This is a genomic window from Terrabacter sp. FW104-15G4B, assembly GCF_058790095.1.
Map to the genome: position 1 here is coordinate 14638 of NZ_JBYTCI010000018.1, position 26298 is coordinate 40935.

The window sequence follows — 26298 nt, forward strand, 5'->3', positions numbered from 1 at the left end:
GCATGTCGTGACGACGACCACGACTACTTCGTGCGGCTGAATGTCAGCGATTCAAAGGCCGCCAAGCGGGGCTCTCGGGCCTGCCAGAGTCCTCTCTGGAACCCGCTACGTCGCTGCAGGTAGGGCCCATCTGGGGCTGCTCCACCGGCGGCACAAAGGTTCTGGTCGTCTTTGATGACCCGAGCCGGCCTTTGCGGAAGTTGCCCTCTGGACTGACTGCCGGCTGTCGCTGGAAAGGCGCGTTCGCGGACATAAGAGTCGGGGTATGAACGCGTCCGACGTCCTGAAGGTCTTTCGCCAGAATGGAGATCCGCGATGAGTGACAACCTGCCCGTCGGTCTTTCGCCCGAGGAGCTCGCCGCTGAGAGCGCGACGGCCCTGCCGGACAAGGAGGTCGTCTCGATCCTCGACCTGAATGCGGACATCAACCTCGCCATCGACGCGGCCGCCCCCATCGACTTGGCCGTGGCGGCTAACGCCAATGTTGCCGCTCCCATCGACGGAGCGGTCAGCGCGAACATCCTGTCCTCCGACTCGACCGCGCAGGCACTCAGCGACCAGGGCGTCATGATCAACCAAGGCATCGACGCCGACGCCACCGCGCACTCGGTGCAGGACAGCGGCCTCGACCAGGGCAACGACGTCGTCGGCTCGGGCACCGCGACGGGTGCCGGCGACGCGACCAGCGCGGTTCCTTCCGCGGAGACCACCACGGCGCCGGCTGAAACCGCCTCCGGGGTCGACAGCGGGACCGTGGGCGACACCGTCGACGGGGCTACGGACGGCGTCGGTGGTGCGGTCGACGGGGCCACCGGCACGGTGGGCGACACGGCAGGCAGCGTCACCAGTGGGGGCCTGCTGGACGGTGACCTGCTGAACGTCGACGTCAACGTCGACGCGGACGCGGATGTTGCGGCCCCCATCAACGGCGCGGTCGCGGCGAACGCCAACGTGGCCGCTCCGATCGACGCGGCGGTCGGCGCGAATGTCGGTTCCGTGGACAGCGACGCGATAGCGGTCTCCCAGCAGGACGCCATCATCAACCAGGACATCACCGGTTCCGCCGAGGCGACGTCGGACCAGACCTCCGACATCAAGCAGTAGGGGCTCATGGCGGTCCTTCCCGGGGCTTCGACAGGACGCGACGACGAGATCACGTCGTCGCGTCCTGTCGCCACCGCGTCGGGCGCGGCCGTTCGTGCGGACGGCGTCGAGCTCATCGGCGAGATGGTGGGGTCCGGCTACCGCGAGCCGCCGGCTCTCGCCCGCCGAGGCGACGGCCAGACGTTCCAGCTCACCCCGCTGGTCTACCTCGTGCTGTCCACGGTCGACGGCCGGCGCACCTACGACGAGGTCGGGGAGCGCGTCAGCGCGGCATCCGGCCGTACCGTCACCGGTGACAACGTGCGCAGCCTGGTGGACCAGCAGCTGCGGCCGCTGGGACTGCTGGCCAAGGAGGACGGCTCTCAGCCTGAGGTGAAGAAGTCGAACCCTCTGCTCGCCCTGAGGTTCAAGTACGCCGTCAGCGACCCGGAGCAGACACGTCGGCTGACCTCACCCTTCGCTCGGCTCTTCCACCCGGTCGTCGTGGCCCTGGTGCTGGCCGGCTTCGTGGGCGTGAGCTGGTGGGTGCTCTTCCACAAGGGCCTCGCCTCAGCGACCCACCAAGCATTCGACAAGCCCGGCCTCCTGCTGGTCGTCGTGGCGGTCACCATCCTGTCGGCCGGCTTCCACGAGTTCGGCCACGCCGCGGCGGCTCGACGCGGCGGCGCGACACCCGGTGTCATGGGTGCCGGCATCTACCTCGTCTGGCCGGCGTTCTACACCGACGTCACCGACTCCTACCGGCTGGGCCGCGCGGGTCGCGTCCGCACCGACCTCGGTGGCCTGTACTTCAACGCGATCGTCACCGTCGCGATCACCGGGGCCTGGTGGGCCACGCACTGGGACGCGCTGCTGCTCGTCGTGGCCACGCAGATCCTCCAGATGGTCCGCCAGCTGACGCCGCTCGTCCGCTTCGACGGCTACCACGTGCTCGCCGACGTCACCGGAGTCCCCGACCTGTTCCACCGGATCAAGCCCACCCTGCTCGGCGTCCTGCCGTGGCGGTGGAAGCACCCGGAGACACGCATCCTCAAGCCGTGGGCCCGGGCCGTCGTGACCCTGTGGGTGCTGGTGGTGGTGCCCATGCTGGCGTTCTCGATCTTCACGATGGTCATCACGCTCCCGCGGCTGCTCGGCACTGCCTGGGCCAGCGTCGGCGCGCAGGCGACTCTTCTCGCTCGAGCCTGGTCCGACGCCGACCTGCTCGAGGTCGCAGCGCGGGGACTCGCCATCCTCGCAGTGGCTTTCCCCATCCTGGCGACCGCGGTGCTCATCACCCGTCTGCTGCGCCAGCTCGTCACCTCGGCACTCCGGCGCACCGAGGGCAAGCCCCTGCACCGCGGCCTCGTCTGCCTCATCGCCGCAGCCCTCGTCGCCGGGTTGGCCTTGGCATGGTGGCCGCACGAAGACACATACCGCCCGGTCCAGCCCTACGAGGGCGGCACCCTCGTGCAGGCGGCGCGCGCGATCCCCGTGCCGGCGGCGGTCCGCCGCGCGCCGACCGGTCTCGTCGAAGGCCAGCGAGGAACTCTCGTCACCGGCTGGGCGGACGCCGATGCCCGGCCAACTCGCGAGAAGCCGGAGCTGGCTCTGGTCCTGGTTCCCCGTGGGACCGGCACCCACACCGCCACGCCGACACCCACGGGCACCGGGGCAGACGCGGGCGGTGCTGCCGGCGCCCCTCAAGGCACTGCTGCGGAGGTGCCGCAGCCCTGGGTCTTCCCGTTCAACAAGCCCCTGGCACCGGGGGTCGGCGACAACCAGGCGATGGCGGTCAACACGACCGACAACACGATCCAGTACGACGTCGCCTTCGCGCTGATCTGGATCGACGACGACTCCCCGGCGCTGAACACCAACGAGGCTTACGCGTTCTCGAGCTGCACCAACTGTGCCGCCGTGTCGGTTGCCTTCCAGATCGTGCTGGTCACCGGCGACAACCACGTCGCGGTGCCGCAGAACATCTCGGCCGCGGTCAACTACGACTGCGTCAACTGCCTGTCGTATGCGCTCGCGACGCAGCTGTTCGTCACGCTCGACGGGCCACTCAGCGACGCAGGCAACAAGGAGATCGCCGCTGTCTGGGCGCAGATCGCGGACTTCGGCACCCACCTCTCCGAGGTGCCACTCAGTGAGATCGCGGACCGACTGACTGCCTACGAGGAGCAGATCCTCCAGATCATCGAGAAGGAGCGGGGTTCGCTCACCCTTGACGACCCGGCCACCCCGCCTTCCGGCGGCCCGACGACGGCGACCGTCCAGAGCACCGACGGCGGCACGCCGACGACCGGCGCCACCACGCCGGTCGGCACCGTCTCACCGACCACCGTTTCGCCTGGTGGAGGCGGTGCAACCGATCCGGGCAGCACGAGCGAACCGTCACCCACGGGGTCGGCCGTGCCCACTTCTGAGGACCTCAGCTCGGACGCGGCCACGCCCGCGCCGTCCCCCAGCGAAGGCGCGAGTCCCATCGCCACCGCCACCGGCGAGGCGTCCCCGTAGGACGCCAGCCCGACCGCCCCTGCTCCTTGCTTGGGCAGCGCACCGGCACCGGAAGGACGGGTTGTCCGCATCGGATGCGTATGCGTCGAATCGCCCAAACCCGGTTGGCGCCGACCCTCCACGGGGTCACCGCGAGGTCGACCTAGCCTGCTGGGATCCGGGGAGGCCGTTGCCCCGGCGAGCTGCGCGGACCCCTCCATGCCCAGACCGACAGAACGCGACACGGCATACCTCCCGGCGCTCGACGGAGTTCGAGCGCTCGCGGTGGCGGCCGTCGTCGGCTATCACCTCGGCGTGCCGGGGCTCGGTGGTGGCCTGCTCGGCGTCGGGATCTTCTTCACCCTCAGCGGCTTCCTCATCACGCGCGTCCTGGTCGCCGGCTGGGCACACACCGGCCAGGTGGGGCTCGGTCGCTTCTACCTGCATCGCGCCCGCCGACTGCTGCCGGCCGTCGTGGTGCTGCTCGCGGTCGTCGCAGTCGTCACCTCCCTCACCCGCCCGGACGAACGCGGCGAACGCCTGGCGGAGGTGGCGGCGGCGCTCCTCTACGTCAACAACTGGCAGACGATCGCCGCGGGCCAGTCCTACTTCCAGCGCTTCTCGGGGCCCGGCCCTCTCGACCACCTCTGGTCGCTCTCGGTCGAGGAGCAGTTCTACCTCGTGTGGCCGGTCCTCCTCCTCGCCCTCGTGGTGCTGATGCAGGGGCGGCTGCGCCGGGTCGCGATCCTCACCGCCGTCCTCGCGGCAGCGTCGTTCGTCCTGATGTGGCTGCTCGCCTCCCCGGGCTTCGACAACACCCGGGCGTACGAGGGGACCGACACCCGCGCCGGAGGGCTGCTCTTAGGGGCGGCAGTGGCTCTCGCCTGGCGCCCCGGTGCGCTGCCGCGCCGGCTCGCCGTGTCGCGTCGCCTGGCCCTCGACGCCGCCGGTCTCGTGGGCCTCGCCGTCATCCTCGCGCTCGTGACGAGCACCGACGAGTACTCCGTCTCGCTCTACCACGGGGGCATCCTGCTGCTGGCGGTCGCCACCGCGGTACTCGTCGCCGTCGTGTCGCACCCGGCCTCGCGGCTCGGTCCCCTGATCGGCGCCCGGCCGCTGCGCTGGGTCGGCGAGCGCTCCTACGGCATCTACCTCTGGCACCTGCCCGTCGTGGTCCTCGCCGGCGCCGGCGTCCTCGGCCACGGCCACCTCCTCGGCAGCCTGCTGCAGCTGGGCCTGACCCTGCTGCTCGCCACGGTCTCGTGGAACCTCATCGAGAACCCGATCCGGCGCCGCGGCTTCCGTCGCGCCCTCCGCCGGCCCCGCCCCGCACCCGGGGAGCCGCCTCGCGCCGCGCCTGCCGTCGCCGGGTCGATCGTCTTCGCGGCCGTTGCCGTCACCTCGCTCAGCGCGGCCACCCTGGTCGGGGGCGGGACCAGCGGGAGGCCGGAAACGCTCGACCCGGGCGACCCGACCCTGCCCCCGAGCGCCGCCCCTGCGCCCACGCCGGCAACCCCTCGGCCGCCCTCGACCACAACGCCCTCGCACGCGCCCACGCGGACGTCGTGCACGGCAGTCGTCCACGTCGGGGACTCGACGTCCGTCGGGCTGGTCGACCCGGCATACCAACCCAGTGCCAGCACGGGAATCGCCGCGCAGTACAAGCGAGTCGGCGTCACGCGCTTCGTGCCCGACATCCTCGGGGCGCGCTCGATCGTCGAGACGTTCCACGGCCAGCCGAACGCCCAGAGCGCGGTCACGTCGAGGACAAGCGAGGGGTATGCCGGTTGCTGGGTCCTCGCGATGGGCACCAACGAGGTCGCGAACCAGTACGTCGGCGGCGTCGTGCCGCTCGCCGAGCGCATCGACCTGCTCATGCGCCCCATCGGCAACCACCCCGTGCTGTGGCTGACGGTGCGCACCACCGACACGTCCGGGCCGTACGACGACCAGGAGATGCAGAAGTGGAACGCCGCCCTCGTCGCCGCGTGCACGCGCTACCCCACCATGCGCGTCTACGACTGGCGGGCCGAGGTGCGGCCCTCGTGGTTCATCGACGACGGCATCCACTTCACGACGAAGGGCTACGTGGAGCGGGGCCGGCGCATCGCCGACGCCCTGGCGCAGGCCTTCCCGGCCGGCGCGTCGCCCGCGCCCGGATGCGTCGTGCGCTCCGGCGACTGACGCAACCGACCGGACCCTAACCACCCGATCGGCGCACCGCTGGCCCCCGCGACCTCGCCCGCTGCGCCGCCATCTGCTCCTCGAAGGCCGCACGCCACCCCTGCTCCAGTGGGATGCCCTCGGAAAGCGCCACCTCCGCCGACAGCTCGACGGGGAAGCCGTAGGTGTCGTGCAGGGCGAAGAGGTCCGCGCCCGTGAGCCCACTCACCCGGTGGCTCTCGAGCCGTTCCAGCCCGCGCCGCAAGGTGCGCCGGAACACGTGCTCCTCGCGGGCGAGCACTGCGACGACCTCGTCGGTGGCAGCCGACACCTCGGGGTAGTGGCGCGCGTAGATCCCCGCGACGGTGGGCACGACGTGCGGGAAGAAGTTGTCCTCGATGCCGAGGTCGACCGCGAAGCGTACGGCCCGGCGCACGAGCCGCCGCAGGACGTAGCCCTGCGCCTTGTTGGTCGGCCGCACGCCGTCGACCGCGAGGAAGGTCGCCCCGCGCAGGTGGTCGGCGATGACGCGCATCGCGAGCGTCTCCTGCTCGTACGTTCGCCCCGACAGCTCCTGCAGCCGCTCGACGATCGGCCACAGCAGGCTGATCCGGAAGACGTCGGAGCTGTCGAGCGCCGCAGCCGCGATCCGCTCGAGGCCACCGCCGTAGTCGACGTTGCGGCGCGGCAATGGCTCGAAGCCGTCCTCGGTGCGGCGGTACTCCATGAAGACGGAGTTGCCGAGCTCGATGAACCGGCCGCAGTCGCAGTTCTGGTGACAGTGCTCGCCGTAGGCCGGGTCGTGCTCGACGTGGGGGAAGAGGTAGAAAGCCTCCGTGTCAGGGCCGCCCGGCTCACCCACGGGCATGTTCTCGGCAGCCCCTTCACGGCACCACCAGTTCTTGCTGCCGTAGAAGGCGATTCGCGCCCCGCCGGTGCCGACGCGAGCCGCCTGCTCCTCGGTGTCCACCTCGACCCGGTCGGTGCTGACCCCGGCCGCCGCGAAGAGCTGCGTCCAGATCGCCGCCGAATCCTCGTCCTTGGGTATGCCGTGTGCCGGGTCCCCGATGAAGCAGGACACATAGAGCCGGGCGGGGTCCAGCCCCACGATCTGCGTGAGGAAGTCCCAGAACTGCGGGATCTGCTCCCCCTTGAAGTAGTCGCCGAGGCTCCAGTTGCCGAGCATCTCGAAGAAGGTCGTGTGCCGGTTGTCGCCGACCTCCTCGATGTCCTGCACGCGCAGACACGTCTGGCTGTCGACGAGCCGCCGCCCGTGGGGGTGCTCCGCGCCGAGCAGGTAGGGCAGCAACGGCTGCATCCCGCTCCCCGTGAAAAGGGTCGTCGGGTCCTCGTCCGGGACCAGCCGGGCGCGCGGGATGACCGCGTGTGCCTTGGCCTCGAGGTGCTCGAGGAACGCCCTGCGGATCTCGTCTGCGTCCATGTCGTCGATTCGACACCCCCAGGTGGTCTCGCTACCAGCCGGTTTCGCGACGAACTGTCCGAGCGTGCATGCTCGTGGCATGCGCCCGCTCGTCGACCTCGTCCTCGCAGTGGCGCTCCTGGGTCTCGCGATCCTCGCCGCACGCACCGAACCGCGGCGATGGCGCGTCGGGGTCCTCCTCGTCGGCGCCCTCTGGGCGGCAGTCGCGGCTGCCGGCGTGGACCCGCTCGTCCTGCCGAGCGTGGGAGCCGTGCTGCTGGGCCTGCTCTTCCTCGGCAACGGCCTCCGGCTCCTGCGGCCGGCCGGCCGCAACCGCATCAACGTGATCGCCTTCGTGCTGGGCGTCGTCACGATCACCGCGACGGTCGCCGGTCTGGTCGTCGTCGGGTCCGGCACGACCGGCCCGAGCGTCCTGGCCGGCGTCGTCCTGCTGCTGCCCGGCTACCCGGGCCTCGCCGCGCTCAGCTACCTGCTCTACTGCCTCGCCTACGGCTGTCGTCGTCCGCGGCCGGCGCCCACGGCCGTCATCGTGCTCGGCTCGGGGCTGGTGGACGGCACCGTCCCGCGGCTGCTCGCCCACCGCCTGGATGCGGCCCTCGAGGCCTGGCGCGGAGAACGCTCCCGCGGGCACGACCCTCTCGTCGTCCCGAGCGGCGGGCAGGGGGACGACGAGCCGATGGCCGAGGGCGTGGCCATGACGGCATACCTGGTCGCCCACGGCGTCCCACCGGAGCGCGTGGCGACGGAGGACCGCGCCACGACGACGGAGGAGAACCTGCTGCTCTCCCGTGAGATCCTGCGCGCCCGGGGCGCCGACGAGGCCGGGCACGTGCGGGTGGTCACGAGCGCCTACCACGCCGGTCGCTCGGCGCTGCTGACCCGCAGCCTGGGCCTCGACGCCGACGTCACCGGGGCCCCGACGGCGTGGTACTTCGTGCCGAGCGCCTTCCTCCGCGAGTTCATCGCGGCCCTCACCCTCCACCCGCGGACGAACCTCGCGGGCCTCGGCGCCTGGGCGGCCGTCACGGCCGTGCTCGCGTATGCCGCGGTCCCGGGCTGACGTCCAAGCGGCTGACGCCCAGCGGCTGGGTCAGGGCGTGGCGGCCGGATGCGCCAGCTCGTCGCGCAACACCCGCTTGAGCAGCTTGCCGCTCTGGTTGCGGGGCAGCTCGTCGACGAAGTGGATCGCCTTGGGCAGCTTGAACGGCGCGAGGGTCGCGCGGGCGTGGTCGATGAGCTCGGTGTCGGTCACGGTCTGCCCGGGGCGCAGCACGACGACGGCCGTGATTGCCTCGACCCATCGTTCGTGCGGCGTCGCGATGACCGCCACCTCGGCGACGGCCGGGTGCGTGTACAGCGCGTCCTCGACCTCACGGGAGGCGACCATGACGCCGCCGGTGTTGATGACGTCCTTGATGCGGTCGACGACGGTGAGGTAGCCGGCGTCGTCGCGGGTCACGAGATCACCCGAGTGGAACCACCCGTCGCGGAACGCCTCGGTCGTGGCGTCCTGCTTGTTCCAGTAGCCGGTGCACAGCTGCGGTGAGCGGTAGAGCAGCTCGCCCGGCTCGCCGGCCGCGACGTCGGAGCCCTCCGGGTCGACGACGCGGGCCTCGACGAAGAGCACGGTGCGGCCGCACGCCTCCGGGCGCCCGGCGTGCTCCTCCGGCCGCAGCACGGTCGCGAGTGGGCCGATCTCGGACTGGCCGAAGCAGTTCCAGAAGCCGAGCTCGGGCAGCAGCTGCCGGAGGCGGTCGCGCACCGGGACCGGCATGATCGAGGCGCCGTAGTACGCCTTGCGCAGCGAGGACAGGTCGGCGGTCTCGAGGGCCGGGTGGTTCGACAGCGGGACCCAGACCGTCGGGGCGAGGAAGAGCGAACCGATGCCGTCCTCCTCGACGCGGTCGAGGATGGTCGCGACGTCGGGCCGGGTCAGCAGGTGGTTCGTCGCGCCCACGGCGAGGTAGGGCAGCAGGAAGACGTGCATCTGGGCGGAGTGGTAGAGCGGCATCGAGTGCAGCGGCGCGTCGTCCTCTTGCAGGTCGAGGCCGACGATGCACGAGGCGTACTCGTGGACGAGGGCACGGTGCGTCATCATCGCGCCCTTCGGCTGCGACGTCGTGCCGGAGGTGTAGAGCAGCTGGACGAGGTCGGTGTCGTCGCTCTCGGCATCGATGGCCGGCACGTCTCCCTCGCTCCATAGGGGGAGCACCGCGTCGTCGCCGCCGTGGAGCAGCAGCACCTGCTCGAGGGCGGTGTCACCGCGGACCGCCTCGACCGACTCCCGCAGCGCCACGTCCACCAGCGCCACCCGGGCCCCCGAGTCGCGCAGCAGGTAGGTGAGCTCGGGTCCGGTGAGTGCGTAGTTGATCGGCACGTGGACCAGTCCCGCCCGGGCGCAGCCGAGGTAGGCGAGCAGGTAGGCATCGGAGTTGAGCCCCACGGTGGCGACCCGGTCACCGCGGACCAGCCCGAGACCCAGCAGGTGGGCGGCCGCACGGGACACGGCGTCGTCCACGGCTGCATACGTCCACGTGCGGTCGTCGAAGACGAGCGCCACCCGGTCGGGGTGACGGGCTGCGCTGCGGCGGACGATGCCGTCGACGGTGCTCGAGGTGGTGACGCTCATGGCGTGGCTCCATTGGTCGGCCGGCGGGGGGCTGGGCTGGGGAAGGACTGGAGGAGGGCGCCCGTCTCGGCGCCCCCGGAGAGGCGCGCGATGGTGTCGGCCTCGTCGGCGAGCTGCGCGGCATACGTGCGCTCGCCCGACCGGCGCAGCAGGCGGGCTGCCTCGCCGACCGCCTGGCGCGGAAGAGCGGCGATGGCGGCGACGACCTCGCCCGCGCGGGCGTCGAGGGTCTCCGCCGGGCACACCTCGGTCACGAGCCCCCAGTCGAGGGCCGTGGCCGCGTCGACGGGCGTGCCGGTGAGGAGGAAGAGCGCGGCGCGTCGGGCCCCGACCACCGCAGGGAGCAGCGCGCTGACGCCGCAGTCGGGAGACAGACCGACCGAGGGGTAGGCCGCCACGAACGTCGCGCGGTCGGCGGCCAGCACGACGTCCGCAGCCAGGACGAGACCGATCCCCGCTCCAGCCGTGGCACCCTGCACGACGGCGACCACCGGGACCGGCAGCGAGCGCAGCGCCTCGAGCGCCTCGTGCAGGACGCCGGCGAGCTCCGTCACGAAGGCCGGCCGGTCGTGGGCCGCGGCCATGGCTCGGACGTCGCCGCCCGCGCAGAAGAGCCGGCCCTCCGCCCGCAGCACGACGACGTGGACCCGGTCGAGGCCGTTCGCGAGCTCACCGACCGCCTCGCGCAGCGCGATCGCGGCCGGCAGGTCCACGGCGTTGCCCGCGTCGGGGCGCGACAGCCGGATCGTGGCCACGCCGTCCGACACCGACATCATCGGCACCGTCGTCGTCACGAGTTCATCCTGCCTCCCGAGTCCCCGGATTGGGGACAACCGTGGGAGGTCGCGTCGCCGCTGACTCCCATGTGGCGTATGCCGTGTGCACGGGGCCCGTTGGCCCGTACAGTCACTGGGCATGGACTTCGTGACGCGAGGCTTCCAAGGCCGTCCACGCGACCGTGACGAACGGCTTCCCCCCGGTCAGCACCTCACCGGCGACTTCCCGGTGCTCTCGGCCGGACCGACGCCGCAGGTCGACCACGACGAGTGGGAGCTGTGGGTCGCCACGGAGGACGGCACACGGCACACGTGGTCGTGGCAGGAGCTGCTGGCGCTGCCGGCGGACACGGTGACCGTCGACATCCACTGCGTCACGAGCTGGTCGAAGATCGGCACCGAGTGGCGCGGCGTCTCGCTCGAGACCCTCCTCGTGGACGTCGAGACGGCCGCCGACTTCGCCATGGTGCACAGCTACGGCGGCTACACCACGAACCTCCCGCTCGAGGACCTCCTCGACGGCCGGGCCTGGATCGCCTACTCCTACGACGGCGAGGACCTGCACCCGGAGCACGGCGGCCCCGCAAGGCTGCTCGTGCCGCACCTCTACTTCTGGAAGTCGGCCAAGTGGGTGCGCGGCATCGAGCTGACGCTCGAGGACTCACCCGGCTTCTGGGAGCAGCTCGGCTACCACGACTACGGCGACCCATGGCGCGAGCAGCGGTACCAGGGGGACTGAGCGCCCGGCGCGCATGGCGGGCGGCGACGCTCGTCGAGCGCCGTCCCGAGACGGACAGCGCCGTGACCCTCGTGCTCGACGTCGACGGCTGGCCCGGGCACCTGCCGGGGCAGCACGTCGACGTGCGGCTCACCGCGCCGGACGGCTACACAGCGACCCGCAGCTACTCCGTCGCGGCCCCGGCGCTCGGCGACCGCGTCGAGCTGACCGTGCAGCGTATCCGGGACGGCGAGGTCTCGAGCTTCCTCGCCGACGGTCTCGCGGTCGGTGACTCGGTGCAGCTGCGCGGACCTGTCGGTGGCTGGTTCGTCTGGCGCACAGTGCAATCCGGTCCGGTGCTGCTCGTCGCCGGTGGGTCCGGCCTCGTGCCCCTGATGTCGATGCTCCGCGCGCGGGACGGCTCGGCGCCACCCTTCCGGCTCGTCTACTCGGTGCGTGCGCCCGACGACGTGCTCTACCACGACGAGCTCGCGGCCCTTGCTGCGGCGGACGGCGTCGACGTGCACCTCGTCCACACGCGACGTGCGCCCGAGGCCGGCCCGCGACCCGCCGGGCGGCTGCACGAGGACGACCTCCTCACGCCCGGCTGGCTCCCGGCGGACCAGCCCACCTGCTACGTCTGCGGACCGACCGGCTTCGTCGAGGCCGCTGCGGACCTGCTCGTCGGGCTCGGCCACCCGGCCGACCACATCAGGACAGAGCGATTCGGGCCGAGCGGCCCGTGAGGAGGCTCGCACCATGACCAATCCCGACGACACCAAGCGCGCACCTGCGGACTGGGACGGCAACCTCATGGCCGGGCCGCTCTCTGAGCTCTTCGCCCTCGACGTCACGGCCGCCCTGGCACGTTGCAGGGGGTGCGGCTCGACGACCGCGGTTGCTGCGCTGCACGTCTACGGGCCTGAGCCCGGCCTGGTCGGCCGGTGCCCCGGCTGCGACGACGTGCTGCTCCGCGTCGTGCGCACCCCAGACGCCGTGTGGCTGGACCTCGGCGGCGTCACCTCGCTGCGCGTGCCCGCTCCGCCCGTGGTAGGCGAGGAGCAGCAGGACGCCTCCGCCCAGACCTGACATACCGACGAAACCCGGTCACGGCGAACCGAAGCGGTCCAGACTGGGGCCGTGATCGGCGCGGAGTTCGAGACCGCCCTCGCCGGCGCACAGAACGGTGACGAGGCCGCGTTCGCCCAGCTGTGGCGCGACCTCAACCCACCCCTGCTGCGCTACCTGGGTCTCGGGGGAGACACCGCTGACGAGGTGGCCGCGGAGACGTGGTTGACCGTCGTCAGAGGGCTCGGCACCTTTCGGGGTGACGAGATGGCGTGGCGGGCCTGGGTCTTCACGACCGCACGTCGCAGGGCAGTCGATGCTGCCCGAAGACGGGAACGCGAAGCTCGGCTCGGCCGGCATGCCACGAGCTGGGTCGCGACGGTCCGGGACTGCGCGGACGACGTCGTCGACACGCTGTCGACGCAGGAGGCCGTGGCCCTCGTGCGCCGGCTGCCGCCGCTTCAGGCGGAGGTGGTGCTGCTGCGGGTCCTGGGCGGCCTGTCCGTGGGCGAGGTGGCGGACGTGCTGGGGCGCACGCCCGGCGCCGTCCGGGTTGCCGCCCACCGGGGCCTGCGCACGCTGGCGAGTCTGGTCGCCCCTGCGGGTGTAACGCTGGCCGACGTGGCTGCGCTTCGTGAGTGACATGGGCACGTACTGGCGGCAGGAGAGGGTCCGAGGGCGCTCTGACGGCGCTACCGGCTCTCCCTCCGGGCACCACCGGGGCGAGCCGGGGCGCGACCCGATGCGCGACCCGTCCCTCGCCCCGGTGACCCGGGCGCTGACGGCCCCGCCGAGCGAGCGCGAGCTCGACGGCATGGGCCCGGCGCTCGCCGAGTTCCGGGCCCGTGCCGCACACCAGCCGGCGAGACCAAGGAGACACACCATGTTCGCGACCGCCTTCGGCGCCAAGCTCGGCGCCACGCTCGGTGGAGTGGCGGCCGGCCTCGTCGGCGTCGGCACGGTGGTGCTGGTCTCCGCCCACGTGCCGAACGGCGGCGCGGTCCCGGCGGGCTCCGGCGTGCCCGGTGCTGTCCAGCCACGACCGGCTGCGGTCAGCACGGTGGCGGCGCCTCAGGTCAGCACGACCGCGACGCCTGAGGGACCCGACGCCAGTGGGCCGGCCAAGCACGGCCTGTGCACGGCCTGGCAGGCACATTCCAAGCATCCCGGCACGCAGGGCAACGCCGACACGTCCGTCGCCTTCACCAACCTCGTCAAGGCCGCCGGTGGTGCGAACCACGTCGCGGCGTTCTGCGCCGACGTCCTCGCGCCGGGAGCCAAGGGCAACAAGGGTGGTGGCAACGGTCATGGCAAGCCGACGGACAAGGCGACGGACCACCCCGGCGGCAAGCCGACGGACCACGCCACGGGCAAGCAGAGCGACGCACCGAACGGCCACCCGACCGGCCACCCGACCGGCAAGCCGTCGGACGACGCGAACGACGAGCCGTCGGACGGGCCGACCGGCGGACCGAGCCACCAGCCCTCGTCGCCGTCGACGAGTCCATCGACCCCAGTGCCCGGCACGGGTACGCCGGTGCCCGGGACCTCGCCGACTGCCGACCCCAGCCAGACCGTCGTGCGCTGACACGCGGCTGGGAGACGCCGACCGCTCTGCCCCTCGTGCCGCAACCGGTGCCACGCCGGACCCGGTCTGTCACCATCGACGCATGGGCATGACGCTGGCCGGGGTCTGGGCGCACCCGGACGACGAGTGCTATGCGATGTACGGCACGGTGGCGCGTCACGCCGCCGCACCGGGTTTCCGCTCGCGGACTTCCTGCGCGACGAGCGGCCCGTCGTCGTGACGTTCGGCCCGGACGGGGTCACGGGTCACCCCGACCACGTCGTGCTCGGCGAGGTGACCGCCGAGGCGTTCCGCCTCGTGCGCGAAGAGGGAGGCCGGGGGCTCCGACGCCTTCTTTTCGGCGGCGTCCCCATGCGGGAGTACGCGTTGGGTCAGCGTCGGCGCTCCGTGCCGGCCTCGAGCCCGGGGACCCGACCCGCGTCCATCATCTCCGGGGCATCCCCGACGAGCTCATCGGCATCACGGTGCGCACCCACGAGGACCTGCCGCGCATGCTCGCCGCCATCGAGGAGCACCGGAGCCAGCGTCACGTCATGTTCGACCCCGACGGCCCGACGACGAGTGGATGGGCGTCATGGCCCGGGAGACGTGGTAGTCGCGTGGCCGCCCCGGGATCCGGGTGCGGCCACGCTCACGGACGTCTTCGACGGGTTGGGCTAGCCCTACGCTCGGTGCGGCGTTGTCAGGGCCTCAACCGCTCCTCGATGGCAGCGATGATGCGCGGACGCATCTCGTGCGGGTCGATGACGGCGTCGACCGAGCCGACGGAGACGGCTCGGTGGATGCTGTGCACCGCGTCGAACTCGGCGGCGACCTGGCCGAGCTTCTCCGACCGCACCGAGCTGCGCAGCTCGGCCAGCTCGGTGGCGAGGCGCGCGCGCTCGACTCCCGAGGACGCCGCGAGCCGGCCCTCGAGCTCGGTCACCCGCGGGTCGGACGCCGTGCGGGCGTCGACGTCACGGGAGAAGACGACGGCCGCGGCGGGAGCGCCGCCGAGCACCGACGCGAACGACCCCTCGATGGCGAGCACCGTCATGCGCGGGTTGAGCGTCTTGGAGAAGACGACGAACGCGCCACCGTGGTAGCGGGAGACGACGGTGAAGACGATCGGGCCCTCGAAGTTGACGATGGCCCGGCCGATCTCGGCGCCGTACTCGAGCTGCAGGCTGCGCATCGACTCGGGTGAGCCGTCGAAGCCGGACAGGTTCGCGAGCACGACGACCGGCCGGTTGGCGCTCGCCGCGTTGATGGCGCGCGCCACCTTCTTGCTCGACCGCGGGAAGAGCGTGCCGGCCGTGTAGGTGTCGGGCCCGTCGGTGGGCGGGAAGCCGCGGCGCGGCACCGACTTGGACTCGATGCCGATGAGGCACACCGGGATGCCGCCGAGGTGGGCGTCCTGCACGACGGCCGTCTCGGCGTCGGCCATGCCGGCCCAGCGCTCGAGCGGCTCGTGGTCCTGGTCGGAGACGGCCCGCATCAGGGTGCGGATGTCGAACGGCTTCTTGCGGTCCGGGTTGGTCAGCGGCGAGAAGATGTCGCCGACCGTCGTGAACCCCGAGTCCGGCAGGGTGTGCGGGTAGGTCGTCACGTCACGATCGGACGGGTCGTTCGTCGAGACGCGCCGCGGCCCGGACTCGCCCGGGCTGACGTACGCGTGCTCGTAGTGGGCCATCAGGATGGCGCGGGCGCCGGCGAGGTCCTTGGCCCAGTACTGCGCCTGGCCGTTCGGGCCCATGACGCGGTCGTAGCCGCCGATGCCGAAGTTGTCCTCGGCCGAGACGCCGCCGGAGAAGTCGAGCGACTGCTTGCCGGTGAGGACCATGGCGCTGTCGGGCGTCATGACGAGGATGCCCTTGGTGTGCATGAGCATCGTCGCCTCGGCGTTCCAGTAGGGCTGGGCGCCGACGTTGATGCCGGCGACGACGATGTTGATCTCGCCGCCGGTCTGCGTGAACTCGATGATCCGCTTGAGGGCCCGAGCGACCCAGTCCATGTTCTCGGTGCCGGAGTCCATCGAGATCCGGGCACCGGCGGACAGGGAGTACCACTCAAGAGGCACCTGCATCGACTCCGCGAGGTCGATGGCGGCGATGATGCGGGCGCACTCGGCCTCGGCGACCGAGCCGAGCGAGCGCAGGGGGTCACCGGACAGCACGACTCGGCGGACGCCCTCGGGGTGGCGCACCGTCGGCGAGCTCACGACCGCGACGATGATGCCGGCCTTGTTGAGGCCCTGGGGACGGTCGACCGGCACAAGCGCGCCCGTGTCGTCGAGGTCGTGCTCGACGACCGAGCCACCGTCGCCGGCGATCATCGACTGCAGCTCGTAGGGGTAGACGAGGCCGCGGCGGCGGGCTCGCACCACCTTGGAGGCGTAGTCGTCGAGCGGCTTGAGCGGCTCGGTGGGCGGTGTCCCGAGGGTGCTCGTGACCCCGGAGCCGGGCTGGTAGAAGAAGCGGCCCGCGATCGGCATCGGGGCCTCACCGGGGGCGCCCGCCACGTTGGCCTGCACCAGCACCTCCTCGATGCCCGCACCGGCGGTGACGGGGGCGATCTTGCCCTGCAGCGCCGTCAGCTGGCCGAGGTCTGCCTCGATGGTCGGCCAGATCTGCACCCAGACGTGGTTCATGTCGAGCTTGGAGGCCCGCAGGCCCCGGCCGGCCCGGACGCGGCGGATCGCCTCCAGGCAGTTGGTGATCGCGCGCTCCACGTGCGGCAGCCCCGTCACCTGGCCGGACTCGTCGCGCACCACGACGATCTGGCGCACCTGGGCGAGGGCGACGAGACGGTGGTCGTCGGGGTTGTCCCTGGCCACGCACTCGTAGAGCAGGACGTCATCAGGAGCGGCGAGCCGGGTGACGTCGAATGCCGTCAGTCGCCACAGGTTGAGCCGGCGCCCCACCATGGGGTGGACGCCACGGACGAGCCGGTCCTCGACAAGCGTGCCGCCCACCGGACGGAAGGTGAAGTAGCCGACCGGTCGCCCGTGCCCGGCGCTCACGGCGACGGCCACCCGGCGTACGTCCTGGGCGAAGGGGAGCTGCTGGAGCTGCGCCGCGAGCTGCTCACTCGCGACGTCGGGCGACTCGGGCTCCTGCGGCCAACGCAGGTAGAGGTCGACGACGGACTGGTGGCGCTCGGGGCGCGCCCAGACGTCGTTGGACACCGCGGCGTCAAGGGCGCTGTCGGGCACCAGCTCGTCGACGGCCCCGATGGTCGAGGTCAGGTGGGTCGGACGGCCGTCGAGAGTGTAGTCGGCCGTCGCGAACGGACGGCCGCCCTCGGTGAAGGTGTGCAGGCCGTGCAGCTCGTGCTCGCGGTAGTGCCGCTTGATGAGCACCTCGAGCATCGGCTCGTGCTCGGGCAGGCGCTGCGGGGCGCCGTCGTGCAGCCGTTCGGCGAGGAAGCGCACGATCTGCTCCGGGATGGCGGCGAGCTCGTCGACCCGCTCGGCGTGGTCGGGTGCATCCGGCTCGGCCGCGAGGGAGGCGAGCTTGTCACGCACCCCGGCCAGGACGCTCTCGCGCTCCTCGTCGACGAGCGGCTGGTCGAACCAGCGGAAGCGGACGCTGCGGGCGAGGTCGCCGATGACAGGGAAGCGCAGCTGTGTCGCGACGACGAGACGGTCGAGCGCGTCGCGGGCGGAGGCATCGAGCGGGGGCGCCGGGATCGGCTCGGCGAGCCAGCGCTGCAGGACCGACGTCGCGACCTGCACCTCCGGCGCCGTGCGCTGCTGGGCCAGGAAGATGCGGAAGACCGCCTCCTCCAGGTCCGGGGTGCGCTCGAAGTCCGCCACGCCGTAGTGGCGCAGCACGCGGGCGAGCTTGTCGCGGAAGTCCGCCGACAGTCCGGCCCGGTCGACGTCGAGGCTCTGCAGGTAGGAGTGGAAGTGCTCGCGCGGGCTGTGCACGAGCAGCTCGGTGTGGCGCTCCTCGGCGGCCGGCCGGTTGCGGCTCAGCTCGGCGAAGTCGGTGAGCAGCTCGAGGACCGCGATCTCCTCCTCGAGCGGGATCGTGCCCCCGGCGGCCAGCTCGTCTCGAGCCGTCAGGTAGCCGTTGAGCACCTGCCGGTCGCCGCTCGGGTCACCGTCGAACCCGAGCACGCTGGCGGAGAGGTCATCGATGCCGCGGTCGACGCGCTCGCGCACGGTCGCGCGGCCGGCGCTCGAGTCGGGCAGGTCGAGGTCGACACTCTCGGTGGCGGCAACCTCCGCGACCTCGGCGCCCTCGCCGGTCGGCTCCAGCCGCACGAGCGGGGCTCCGGTCTCGACCTGGCTGCCGACGGAAACGAGCAGCTCACGCACCCGCGCCGGGAACGGGGCCGGCAGCACCGTCTCCATCTTCATCGACTCGAGGACGAGCACCGGAGCGCCGGCGGCCACCTCGTCGCCGACCCGGGCGGGCGTCGCCACGACGAGCGCGGGTGCGGGGGAGCGCACGACGCCGCCCTCGTCGCGGGAGACGCGGTGCGTGACGCCGTCGACCTCGACGAGGTGCACGGGACCGTGCGTGGCGGTGACGAGGCGGTGCGCGCGTCCCTCGACGACGATGCGGCCGGCATACTCGTCGATGCGGTCGAGCGTCGCGTCGACGACGTGCGCCTCGCCGCCGTTGGTGATGGCGACCCGGTAGCGGTGCGACGCGGTGCGCAGGACCATGACCTTGTAGGCCGTGCCGCGCAGCTTGAGGTCGATGGCGCGGCCGACCGTGTGCTGCACCTGCGGACGGCCGCCGCGCGCAGACTCGAACAGGCGCGCCCGCTCGATGGCCTCGGCGTCCTCGTAGGCCTCGATGCCGGCGGCGACGAGCGCGACGCCCGAGTGGCGGTGCAGGACGAGGCGGCCCTCGGCGCGGACGCGGTCGATCCAGCCGGTATCCGCCGAGCCGTCGATGATCTCCGGCTGTTCGAGCAGGTCGAGGATGAAGCTCTTGTTCGTCGAGCCGCCGTCGATGACGACGGTCGTCTCGGCCATGGCGCGGCGCAGGCGGGCGAGCGCCTCGTCGCGGTCGCGGCCGTGCGCGATGATCTTGGCGATCATCGAGTCGAAGTCGGCGGGGATCGAGTCGCCTTCTCCCACACCGGTGTCCACGCGGATGCCCGGGCCGGCAGGGAAGTCGAGCAGGCTGATCCGACCGGGTGACGGGGCGAAGTCGCGGTCGGGGTCCTCGGCGTTGAGTCGGGCCTCGACGGCGTGCCCGCGCTGGGTGGGCCGGCCCCCGGGCAGCTCGTCGAGGCGCCCGCCGTTCGCGACGTGGATCTGCAGCTTGACGAGGTCGGTGTCGGTGACGACCTCGGTGATCGGGTGCTCGACCTGCAGGCGGGTGTTGACCTCGAGGAAGGCGAAGAACTGCTCGCCCGGGTGGTAGAGGAACTCGACGGTGCCGGCGCCGGCGTAGCCGACGGCGACGGCGAGGCGCTCGGCGCTCGCCCGCACCTCGTCGGCCTGCTCGAGGGTGAGCACCGGGGAGGCGGACTCCTCGATGACCTTCTGGTTGCGGCGCTGCACCGAGCAGTCGCGCACGCCGACGGCCCACGCCGTGCCGTGGGTGTCGGCGATGACCTGGACCTCGATGTGGCGGGCTCCGGTGACGAGCTTCTCGAGGAAGACCACGCCCGAGCCGAAGGCCCGCTGTGCCTCGTCGCGGGTGCGCTCGTAGGCGTCGGTGAGGTCGGCGTCGGAGTCGACGCGGCGGATGCCGCGGCCGCCACCGCCGGCAGTCGCCTTGAGCATCAGCGGGTAGCCGATGAGAGCGGCCGCGGCCTTCGCGTCCTCGAGGGTGTCGACGCCGCCGCGGCTCCACGGCGCGACGGGCACGCCGACCTCCTCGGCGATGAGCTTGCTGCCGATCTTGTCGCCGAGCTTGCGCATGGCGTCCGGGCTCGGGCCGATGAAGGTGACGCCGACGCGCTCGCACAGCTCCGCGAAGGCGGGGTCCTCGGCGACGAAACCCCAGCCGACCCAGGCCGCGTCGGCCTTCGTCTCGCGCAGGGCCCGCTCGAGGACCGCGAGGTCGAGGTAGGGCCGCGCCGATGCCGGCCCGAGGTCGTATGCGTGGTCGCTCTCGCGGACGAACATCGCCCGCCGCTCACCCTCGGTGTGCAGGGCGATCGTCTCGATGCGGTGGCCGTCCGGGCCCGCAGCGGCGTTGAGGTCGCGTACGGCGTGGATGAGGCGCATGGCAGCCTCGCCGCGGTTGACGATCGCGATCCGCGAGATCATCGAGCAGGTCTCCTTCGTCGTGCCGACGCCCGGTGGGCGAGTGGCTTTCGTCACGCCACACCCGCAGCCTTCCACTCAAAGGTGGCGACCCGCGAGTAGACGTGGCTGCGATTGTGCCGGGGTCGATGCGCGGACCGACAGCGGGGGGAGCGCGGACCGCGTGCGATCGGGCTCCGGAACGGTGCTGTCCAACGTTGGGTGCGCTGCGTCTACGGCGCGAAGCGGCGGGGTAGGGAATTGCATGACGAGTGACGGGACACGCCCGTCGCGTCAGCACGGAGAGGACCAGCACAGAATGAGCACGGTCACCAAGTCCATCGAGGTCGACGTCCCGGTGAGCACGGCATACGACCAGTGGACCCAGTTCGAGTCCTTCCCCCACTTCATGGACGGCGTCGAGTCGATCACCCAGACCACGGACACGCAGACCCACTGGGTGGTCAAGGTCGGCGGCGTGCAGCGCGAGTTCGACACGGAGATCACCGAGCAGGTGCCGGACCAGGTCATCGCCTGGCGCAGCACCGGCGGTGACACCGACGGCCACACCGGTCGCGTCACGTTCGAGCCCCTGGGCCCGGACCGCACCCGCGTGGACATCGCCCTCGGCTGGGAGCCGGCCGGCGTCGTCGAGAAAGCCGGCGCGGCCGCCGGCATCGACCAGCGCCAGGTCGACGCCTCGGCCAAGGACTTCAAGCGGTTCATCGAGGAGCGCGGCACCGAGACCGGCGCCTGGCGCGGGGAAGTCTGAGCACGCGCGATCCCCGCGTACTCGTTCCATCCAGTCGTCGTGCCCGTCGGGTCAAGCAGACCCGGCGGGCACGACGCGTGTGAGCGGCCGGAACGGCTGCGGGCGCTGACCCGGGCCGCCAGGACTGACACCGGCGGCCGATAGCGTTGCCATCCGTGACCACGATCGACGACGTCAGACCAGCCGCCCGCACCGCTTCGCAGGTGTCGCTCGACGTCGTCCTCGGCCCGATGAAGTCGGGCAAGAGCCTCGCCCTCATCTCGATGCTGTCGCCACTGCAGTTCACGCGGGTGCGCCACCGCGTCTACCAGTCCGAGCGGCACGTGCGCGACACGGGCGTCACCTCCCGCAGCGGTGGCGAGCTCGCGACGACGAAGGTCGCCAGCCTGCACGCCGCTCTCGACGAGCAGCTCGACGTCGTGGCCGTCGACGAGGTGCACATGTTCGGCCTCGCCGACGTCGAGGTCATCGGCCAGCTGCTGCGCCGCGGCACCCGCGTCGTGCTGGCCGGCATCGATCTCGACCACCGGGGTGAGCTCTTCGCGCCCGTGCGAGCCCTCCTCGAGCTCGGACCCGACACCGTGAGCTACCGGCGCGCGGTGTGTGACCAGTGCCGCGACTTCAGCGCCACGCACACCCAGGTGCTCCGCGCGGGAGAGCCGTTCCTCGAGCACCTCGGTGGCTCGGAGGCGCTCCCCGACGACGGCACCTTCACCTACGAGGCTCGATGCCGCTCGTGCTTCGTCCGGCCCGCACCCGGGGCCACCTCTGCCATGATCCGCGAGTGACCCACTCCGCTGCACCGGGCTTCGAGGCCGTGATCGACGCACCGGCGAAGGTGCAGTTCGAGGCGTTTCTCGACGAGCACCGCATCGCCCTGGGCGACTCTATGGAAGGACTGACCGAGGAGCAGGCCCGCCGCTCGCTGGTGCCGTCGAAGACCACGCTGCTCGGACTCCTCAAGCACGCGACGTTCGTCGAGCGGGTGTGGTTCGACGAGGCCGTCACCTGCCGCTCCCGAGAGCAGCTGGGCCTGGTGGCCAGTCCTGACGAGTCCTTCGACCTGCACGACCGCGACACCATCGCCTCGGTCCGGGCGGCGCACGCGCAGGCGTGCGAGGCATCTCGCCAGGCGGTCGCAGCCCTGGATCTCGACGACCTGCTGCACGGCAACCGCCGTGGCCCCCTGCCGCTGCGCTGGGTCTACCTGCACGTCCTGCGCGAGCTCGCTCAGCACTGCGGGCACGCCGACATCCTGCGCGAGCAGATCCTCAGCGCCGAAGCGTCCTGACCGCCGGGCCGGGCGCCACCGTCGTGGACTCCGGCGCCGGCACGGCATCGCTCGATCCCACGACCAGGTCGGCCCGCTCCCACGGACGGTCCTGCGCGAGGAAGGGCTCCTCGGTGCCCATCCACTCGTCCCAGAACCGCACGGCCTCCTCGGGGGTGCGACCCAGCTCGACGTCCCGACGGAGCCCGCGCTCGCGGGCCTCGTCACGGTCCGACTGCACCCACACCACCGCGTCGGCGTGGGCGGCGAGCGACGCGCGACCCGCGCCGACCCCTTCGAGGACGAGAACGCGTACGCCCGCGGGCAGCCGGACGGCGCCATCACGACCTCGCTCGACCCACGCCGGCGGACGGAACTCGACCGCCTCGTGCCGGCTCCACGGCTCGATGACGTGGGCGACGGCGAGGTCGTCCCAGGCGACCGCGTCGTGGTTCCACGACAGGTCGTCGCTGTGCACGACGGCGCCATCGAGCAGGTCGGCCAGCCGCGTGGCGAAGGTGGTCTTGCCGCTGCCCGACCTGCCGTCCACGAGCACCACGCCACGCCCGTCCGGCAGCAGCCGGCGGAGCAGCGCCCCGAGCTCGTCGTCGTCGACAGGGCGCCACGGCCCTGCCTCGGGCTCCTCGGGGTGCAGTCGCATGGCGCGAGTATGCCGTCCGGCTGCTCGCGAGGACGAGCCGCGGTCAGCCTTCCGGGGCGGACTCGTGGGTCGTGACGATGTCGTGGGAGGCAGCCCAGGCGGCGATGTCGCCCTTCTCGATGGCGGTCGCCATGAGCCCGGGGAACTGGTCGGGTGTGCAGGCGAAGGCGGGCACCCCGACGGCCGCGAGCGCCGCTGCGTGCTCGGCGTCGAAGCTCGGGCGGCCCGAGTCGCTGAGGGCGAGGAGGGCGACCATGGTGGCACCGGACGCGACGATCGAGGACGCGCGGCGCACCATCTCCTCGGCGATGCCGCCCTCGTAGAGGTCGCTGATGAGCACGAGGATCGTCTCGCCGGGCTGTTCGACCAGGCCCTCGCAGTAGGCGAGAGCCTGGTTGATGTCGGTGCCGCCGCCGAGCTGCACGCCGAAGAGCACGTCGACGGGGTCGTCGAGCTCGTCGGTGAGGTCGACGACGGCCGTGTCGAAGACGACGAGCCTCGTCTCGACCGACCGCAGCGAGGCGAGCACCGCGCCGAAGACGCTGGAGTAGACGACCGACTCGGCCATCGAGCCGGACTGGTCGATGCAGAGGATGATCCGCCGCTCGACGCGGTGGGCCCGCCGGGCGTAGCCGACGAGGCGCTCGGGCACGACGGTGCCGTGCTCGGGCTGGTAGTGCTTGAGGTTCGCCGCGATGGTGCGGTTCCAGTCGATGTCGGACGACCTGGGGCGCCGGGTGCGGGCCGCCCGGTTGAGGGCGCCGGTGACGGCCTGCACCGTCTCGGCTCGCAGCCGCTCCTCGAGCTGGTCGGTGACGACGCGGACGACGGCGCGCGCTGTCGCGCGGGACCGCTCCGGGATGACCCGGCCGAGGCCGACCAGCGTCGCGACGAGGTTGACGTCGGGCTGAACGGCCTCCATCAGCTCTGGCTCGAGGAGCAGCTGTGTCAGCCCGAGGCGGTCCATCGCGTCGTGCTGCATGACCTGCACGATCGACGACGGGAAGTAGCCGCGGATGTCGCCGAGCCACCGTGCGACCCTGGGTGCCGACGCCCCGAGGCCGCTGCGGCGCTCGCCGTCGTACAGCTCCCTCAGCGCCTCGTCCCTCTTGAGGTCGTCGGCGTCGAGCCCGGCCGCCTCGCCGATGCCGTCGGACTGCTCGCCGCCGAGGACGAGGCGCCACCGGGTCAGCCGGTCGCGGTCGGTCATGACGCCACCTCCAGGCCGAGCAGGCGGGCGACCGCCGCGATCGCGGGGGCTGCCTTGTCGAGGTCGAGGGAGCTACCCGTCGCCGCTTGTGAATGCGTACCGCTAGCGAGGTCTCGAAGGTGCGTCCCGATGAGGCGGCGTTCCGCGGGCTGGTAGCGCGAGAACGTGCGGCGCACGAGGGGCAGGAGGTCCTCGAACGCCTCCTCCGTCGCCCCGACCAGCCACTCGTCGATGATCGAGAGGAGGTCGTCGCCGTGGACGAGCAGGAGCGCCTCGCCGGTGAGGAAGCCGTCGAGCCAGGCCGCCGCAGCAGGTGCCGGCGTGCCGGGTGAAAGGCGCCGGCTGAGCCGCGCCGCTGCCTGCTCGTGCGTGAGCTGGCCGCCGTCGAGGAGCAGCCGGTTGACGCGCCCCGCCACGGCGCCATGGATCGACTCGTCCCGGCCGACAGCGACGAGCGCCTCGGTCCAAGGGGTGCGCAGGTCGTCGCGGTCGAGGAGCGCGACGCCCCGGTCGGCGGCCTCGAGGGCCGTGCGCATGGCGGCTGCGCCGTCGTCGTCGAGGCTGGAGCAGGCGGCGCGCAGCCCCACCGAGGCCCGCACGACGACGGTATGCAGCACGTGGGCGACGCCCGCGACGTCGACGCCGCGCACGTCGCCGTAGCGGCAGGTGCGGGCCAGCGGCTCGACCGTCTCGAGCAGGGCCCGGGTGTCGTGCTGCCGGGCGGTGCGGTCGGCGAGGGCCGCCACGACGGCGCGCAGCCCCTCCGGAAGGTCGGCGAGCAGGCACTCCTCGATGAGCCGCCCGAGCACCCCGAGGTCGGCGGCCTCTCGCGCCTCCTCGGCGATGCGGGACTCGGCGGCGCCGCGGACCGTCGTGCCGTAGAGGCTCGCCTCGATGACGGCCACGGCCAGCTCGGGGGTCCACTCGAGCTCCCAGGCCTCCTTGAACGTGCCGGTCGTGCGGCCCGCGTCGACCTCGGTGCCCCACGGCACGCCGAGGACCGTCAGCCGGTGCAGCAGCACCGACCGGGCGAGCTGCGACTCGCGGCGCAGGTCGAGCTGGACGACGGCCGCGGTGGCGGATGCCTTGAGGCGCAAGGACTTCTGTTGCTTCGCCAGATCGCTCGCGAGCGGCACCATCGGGGTCGAGTCGGGCACCCGGCCCAGCTCCTCGCCGATGACGAGGGTGCGGTCGACCATCCGCAGGGGCAGGTCGGCGCCCTCGGTCAGCACTGCCCGCGCCGCATCGGTCAGCTCCGCAAGGCCGACGGAGGGGCGCCCGCGCACGGCCGCCAGCGCCCCGGCCAGCCGCGTCGCCTCGACGACCGAGGCGGTCGACGCGTCGAGGTTCTCGCCGCGCAGCGCCCGCGCCACCCGGACGAACCACGAGGGCACGACCTCCTCGTCGGGCGTGACGAAGAGGTGGTGGTACCACCCCGGCGAGCGGACCCCGGCGCCGTAGCCACTGGCATACGACAACCGCTCCGAGCTCCACGGTGCCCACGTGGCGGCGACCTTGACCTTGGGCAGCTTGCTGAGGAGGGCGTTGTCGCGGCTGACCGGGGGGAACGCCGCGGGGTCGAGCGCGGGGGCGTGGTACGCGCCGCACACGACGGCGATGCGCTCGCGCCCGCCGCGCATCTCGGCGCGGATCACCCTGCGCATGAAGGCTTCTCGTCGGTCGTCGTCGTCGACCTCGAGGTTGCCGCGTACGCCCTCCATGGCCTCGCGCAGGTGGGCGAAGTGGGCGAGGGACGAGGTGCGCCGGTGCTCGACGGCGTCCTCCCACCAGCGCTCGGGGTCGTCGTAGCCGGCGGCCGAGGCGAGGGCGGTGATCGGGTCGACGCGCCGGCCCGGACGGCGGGGTGCCTGCTCGGGGTCGTCGGCGAGGTAGTGCGTCGCCGGCAGGTCTGCGAAGCGGACGTCGACCCCGTGCTCGACGGCCCACCGCAGCGCCACCCACTCGGGGGAGAAGGCGGCGAAGGGGTAGAACGCCGCCCTCCTCGGCTCGTCGACGGCATACACGAGCCCGGCCACCGGGGGCACGAGGTCGGGGTCGGCGGCGAGCGGGACGAGTGCGTCGAGCTCGGGTGGACCCTCGATGACGACGAGGTCGGGCACCAGCTCGTCGAGGGCGCGCGCAACTGAGCGCGCGGAGCCCGGTCCGTGGTGCCGGACACCGAGCACCTCGACCCGCACCTGCTCGAGAGGGCTGCTCACGC

At 72.2% G+C, this 26298-nt stretch carries 21 protein-coding genes; 13 read left to right on the top strand and 8 right to left on the bottom strand.

The window, feature by feature from the left end; all coding sequences use genetic code 11:
* The first annotated feature begins 315 nt into the window (after nt 1-315).
* The 3 genes from AC3WRT_RS14165 to AC3WRT_RS14175 all read left to right on the top strand — a co-directional run bounded on the left by AC3WRT_RS14165 (nt 316) and on the right by AC3WRT_RS14175 (nt 5769).
* The gene (locus tag AC3WRT_RS14165) at nt 316-1104 is read left to right on the top strand and encodes a peptidoglycan-binding protein (protein WP_492722927.1); all 789 of its coding nucleotides are present in this window, start codon (nt 316-318) and stop codon (nt 1102-1104) included.
* A 6-nt stretch (nt 1105-1110) separates the two neighbouring features.
* On the top strand, nt 1111-3606 hold the full coding sequence (locus AC3WRT_RS14170) for a hypothetical protein (RefSeq protein ID WP_492722928.1): 2496 nt from the start codon (nt 1111-1113) through the stop codon (nt 3604-3606).
* Between the two features lie 198 nt (nt 3607-3804).
* On the top strand, nt 3805-5769 hold the full coding sequence (locus AC3WRT_RS14175) for an acyltransferase family protein (RefSeq protein WP_492722930.1): 1965 nt from the start codon (nt 3805-3807) through the stop codon (nt 5767-5769).
* Between the two features lie 16 nt (nt 5770-5785).
* Here AC3WRT_RS14175 and AC3WRT_RS14180 read toward each other — a convergent pair whose 3' ends face one another.
* Nucleotides 5786-7189, bottom strand: a complete 1404-nt coding sequence (locus tag AC3WRT_RS14180; protein WP_492722932.1) for an alanine--tRNA ligase-related protein — start codon at nt 7187-7189, stop codon at nt 5786-5788.
* Nucleotides 7190-7268: 79 nt separating this feature from the next.
* On the opposite strand from AC3WRT_RS14180, the gene AC3WRT_RS14185 reads away from it, so the two are divergent.
* Nucleotides 7269-8249 (top strand): YdcF family protein, encoded by a 981-nt coding sequence (locus AC3WRT_RS14185; protein WP_492722933.1) that lies wholly within the window; start codon nt 7269-7271, stop codon nt 8247-8249.
* A gap of 30 nt (nt 8250-8279) precedes the next feature.
* Here AC3WRT_RS14185 and AC3WRT_RS14190 read toward each other — a convergent pair whose 3' ends face one another.
* Both AC3WRT_RS14190 and AC3WRT_RS14195 read right to left on the bottom strand, forming a co-directional pair.
* Nucleotides 8280-9818, bottom strand: a complete 1539-nt coding sequence (locus AC3WRT_RS14190; RefSeq protein ID WP_492722935.1) for a fatty acyl-CoA synthetase — start codon at nt 9816-9818, stop codon at nt 8280-8282.
* A complete protein-coding gene (locus AC3WRT_RS14195) occupies nt 9815-10612 on the bottom strand; it encodes an enoyl-CoA hydratase/isomerase family protein (protein WP_492722937.1) in 798 nt (265 codons plus the stop codon). Before AC3WRT_RS14195 ends, AC3WRT_RS14190 begins: the two co-directional genes overlap by 4 nt.
* Before the next feature lie 121 nt (nt 10613-10733).
* Here AC3WRT_RS14195 and AC3WRT_RS14200 point away from each other — a divergent pair, with 121 nt between their 5' ends.
* The 6 genes from AC3WRT_RS14200 (at nt 10734) to AC3WRT_RS14225 (ending at nt 14188) form a co-directional block, all read left to right on the top strand.
* Entirely contained in the window at nt 10734-11333 is a 600-nt protein-coding gene (locus tag AC3WRT_RS14200; RefSeq protein WP_492722939.1) for a sulfite oxidase-like oxidoreductase, read from the top strand.
* Between the two features lie 62 nt (nt 11334-11395).
* On the top strand, nt 11396-12058 hold the full coding sequence (locus tag AC3WRT_RS14205) for an FAD-binding oxidoreductase (protein ID WP_492722941.1): 663 nt from the start codon (nt 11396-11398) through the stop codon (nt 12056-12058).
* A 13-nt stretch (nt 12059-12071) separates the two neighbouring features.
* Nucleotides 12072-12401, top strand: coding sequence for a DUF6510 family protein (locus tag AC3WRT_RS14210; RefSeq protein WP_492722942.1), 330 nt, complete (start codon nt 12072-12074; stop codon nt 12399-12401).
* 51 nt (nt 12402-12452) lie between these two features.
* Nucleotides 12453-13022 (top strand): RNA polymerase sigma factor, encoded by a 570-nt coding sequence (locus tag AC3WRT_RS14215; protein WP_492722944.1) that lies wholly within the window; start codon nt 12453-12455, stop codon nt 13020-13022.
* Between the two features lie 100 nt (nt 13023-13122).
* Nucleotides 13123-13968, top strand: coding sequence for a hypothetical protein (locus tag AC3WRT_RS14220; protein WP_492722946.1), 846 nt, complete (start codon nt 13123-13125; stop codon nt 13966-13968).
* Nucleotides 13969-14050: 82 nt separating this feature from the next.
* Nucleotides 14051-14188, top strand: coding sequence for a hypothetical protein (locus AC3WRT_RS14225; protein WP_492722948.1), 138 nt, complete (start codon nt 14051-14053; stop codon nt 14186-14188).
* 151 nt (nt 14189-14339) lie between these two features.
* On the opposite strand, the gene AC3WRT_RS14230 is transcribed toward AC3WRT_RS14225, so the two are convergent.
* Together AC3WRT_RS14230 and AC3WRT_RS14235 are read right to left on the bottom strand one after the other, a co-directional pair.
* The gene (locus AC3WRT_RS14230) at nt 14340-14498 is read right to left on the bottom strand and encodes a hypothetical protein (RefSeq protein WP_492722949.1); all 159 of its coding nucleotides are present in this window, start codon (nt 14496-14498) and stop codon (nt 14340-14342) included.
* A 152-nt stretch (nt 14499-14650) separates the two neighbouring features.
* Nucleotides 14651-20188 (bottom strand): ATP-binding protein, encoded by a 5538-nt coding sequence (locus tag AC3WRT_RS14235; RefSeq protein ID WP_492723034.1) that lies wholly within the window; start codon nt 20186-20188, stop codon nt 14651-14653.
* Nucleotides 20189-20483: 295 nt separating this feature from the next.
* Between AC3WRT_RS14235 and AC3WRT_RS14240 the strand changes: the two genes are divergently transcribed.
* From AC3WRT_RS14240 to AC3WRT_RS14250, 3 genes are all read left to right on the top strand, one after another.
* Nucleotides 20484-20936 (top strand): SRPBCC family protein, encoded by a 453-nt coding sequence (locus AC3WRT_RS14240; protein ID WP_492722951.1) that lies wholly within the window; start codon nt 20484-20486, stop codon nt 20934-20936.
* Between the two features lie 155 nt (nt 20937-21091).
* A complete protein-coding gene (locus AC3WRT_RS14245; protein ID WP_492722953.1) occupies nt 21092-21724 on the top strand; it encodes a thymidine kinase in 633 nt (210 codons plus the stop codon).
* On the top strand, nt 21721-22227 hold the full coding sequence (locus AC3WRT_RS14250) for a DinB family protein (RefSeq protein ID WP_492722955.1): 507 nt from the start codon (nt 21721-21723) through the stop codon (nt 22225-22227). The genes AC3WRT_RS14245 and AC3WRT_RS14250 overlap by 4 nt, the downstream gene beginning before the upstream one ends.
* Here AC3WRT_RS14250 and AC3WRT_RS14255 read toward each other — a convergent pair.
* The 3 genes from AC3WRT_RS14255 to AC3WRT_RS14265 are packed head-to-tail and all read right to left on the bottom strand — an operon-like array spanning nt 22208 to nt 26296.
* Nucleotides 22208-22867 (bottom strand): uridine kinase family protein, encoded by a 660-nt coding sequence (locus tag AC3WRT_RS14255; RefSeq protein WP_492722957.1) that lies wholly within the window; start codon nt 22865-22867, stop codon nt 22208-22210. The genes AC3WRT_RS14250 and AC3WRT_RS14255 overlap by 20 nt on opposite strands.
* 43 nt (nt 22868-22910) lie before the next feature.
* Nucleotides 22911-24077: a VWA domain-containing protein gene (locus AC3WRT_RS14260; RefSeq protein WP_492722959.1), complete on the bottom strand. Its 1167-nt coding sequence runs from the start codon at nt 24075-24077 to the stop codon at nt 22911-22913.
* The gene (locus AC3WRT_RS14265) at nt 24074-26296 is read right to left on the bottom strand and encodes a DUF5682 family protein (protein ID WP_492722961.1); all 2223 of its coding nucleotides are present in this window, start codon (nt 26294-26296) and stop codon (nt 24074-24076) included. Before AC3WRT_RS14265 ends, AC3WRT_RS14260 begins: the two co-directional genes overlap by 4 nt.
* Nucleotides 26297-26298 lie beyond the last annotated feature (2 nt).

What these genes read in the sequence shown, in the direction of transcription:
- AC3WRT_RS14165 (WP_492722927.1), top strand. Translation starts at nt 316, where the DNA reads ATGAGTGACAACCTGCCCGTCGGTCTTTCGCCCGAGGAGCTCGCCGCT.
- AC3WRT_RS14170 (WP_492722928.1), top strand. Translation starts at nt 1,111, where the DNA reads ATGGCGGTCCTTCCCGGGGCTTCGACAGGACGCGACGACGAGATCACG.
- AC3WRT_RS14175 (WP_492722930.1), top strand. Translation starts at nt 3,805, where the DNA reads ATGCCCAGACCGACAGAACGCGACACGGCATACCTCCCGGCGCTCGAC.
- AC3WRT_RS14180 (WP_492722932.1), bottom strand. Translation starts at nt 7,189, where the DNA reads ATGGACGCAGACGAGATCCGCAGGGCGTTCCTCGAGCACCTCGAGGCC.
- AC3WRT_RS14185 (WP_492722933.1), top strand. Translation starts at nt 7,269, where the DNA reads ATGCGCCCGCTCGTCGACCTCGTCCTCGCAGTGGCGCTCCTGGGTCTC.
- AC3WRT_RS14190 (WP_492722935.1), bottom strand. Translation starts at nt 9,818, where the DNA reads ATGAGCGTCACCACCTCGAGCACCGTCGACGGCATCGTCCGCCGCAGC.
- AC3WRT_RS14200 (WP_492722939.1), top strand. Translation starts at nt 10,734, where the DNA reads ATGGACTTCGTGACGCGAGGCTTCCAAGGCCGTCCACGCGACCGTGAC.
- AC3WRT_RS14210 (WP_492722942.1), top strand. Translation starts at nt 12,072, where the DNA reads ATGACCAATCCCGACGACACCAAGCGCGCACCTGCGGACTGGGACGGC.
- AC3WRT_RS14220 (WP_492722946.1), top strand. Translation starts at nt 13,123, where the DNA reads ATGCGCGACCCGTCCCTCGCCCCGGTGACCCGGGCGCTGACGGCCCCG.
- AC3WRT_RS14225 (WP_492722948.1), top strand. Translation starts at nt 14,051, where the DNA reads ATGGGCATGACGCTGGCCGGGGTCTGGGCGCACCCGGACGACGAGTGC.
- AC3WRT_RS14235 (WP_492723034.1), bottom strand. Translation starts at nt 20,188, where the DNA reads ATGATCTCGCGGATCGCGATCGTCAACCGCGGCGAGGCTGCCATGCGC.
- AC3WRT_RS14240 (WP_492722951.1), top strand. Translation starts at nt 20,484, where the DNA reads ATGAGCACGGTCACCAAGTCCATCGAGGTCGACGTCCCGGTGAGCACG.
- AC3WRT_RS14255 (WP_492722957.1), bottom strand. Translation starts at nt 22,867, where the DNA reads ATGCGACTGCACCCCGAGGAGCCCGAGGCAGGGCCGTGGCGCCCTGTC.
- AC3WRT_RS14260 (WP_492722959.1), bottom strand. Translation starts at nt 24,077, where the DNA reads ATGACCGACCGCGACCGGCTGACCCGGTGGCGCCTCGTCCTCGGCGGC.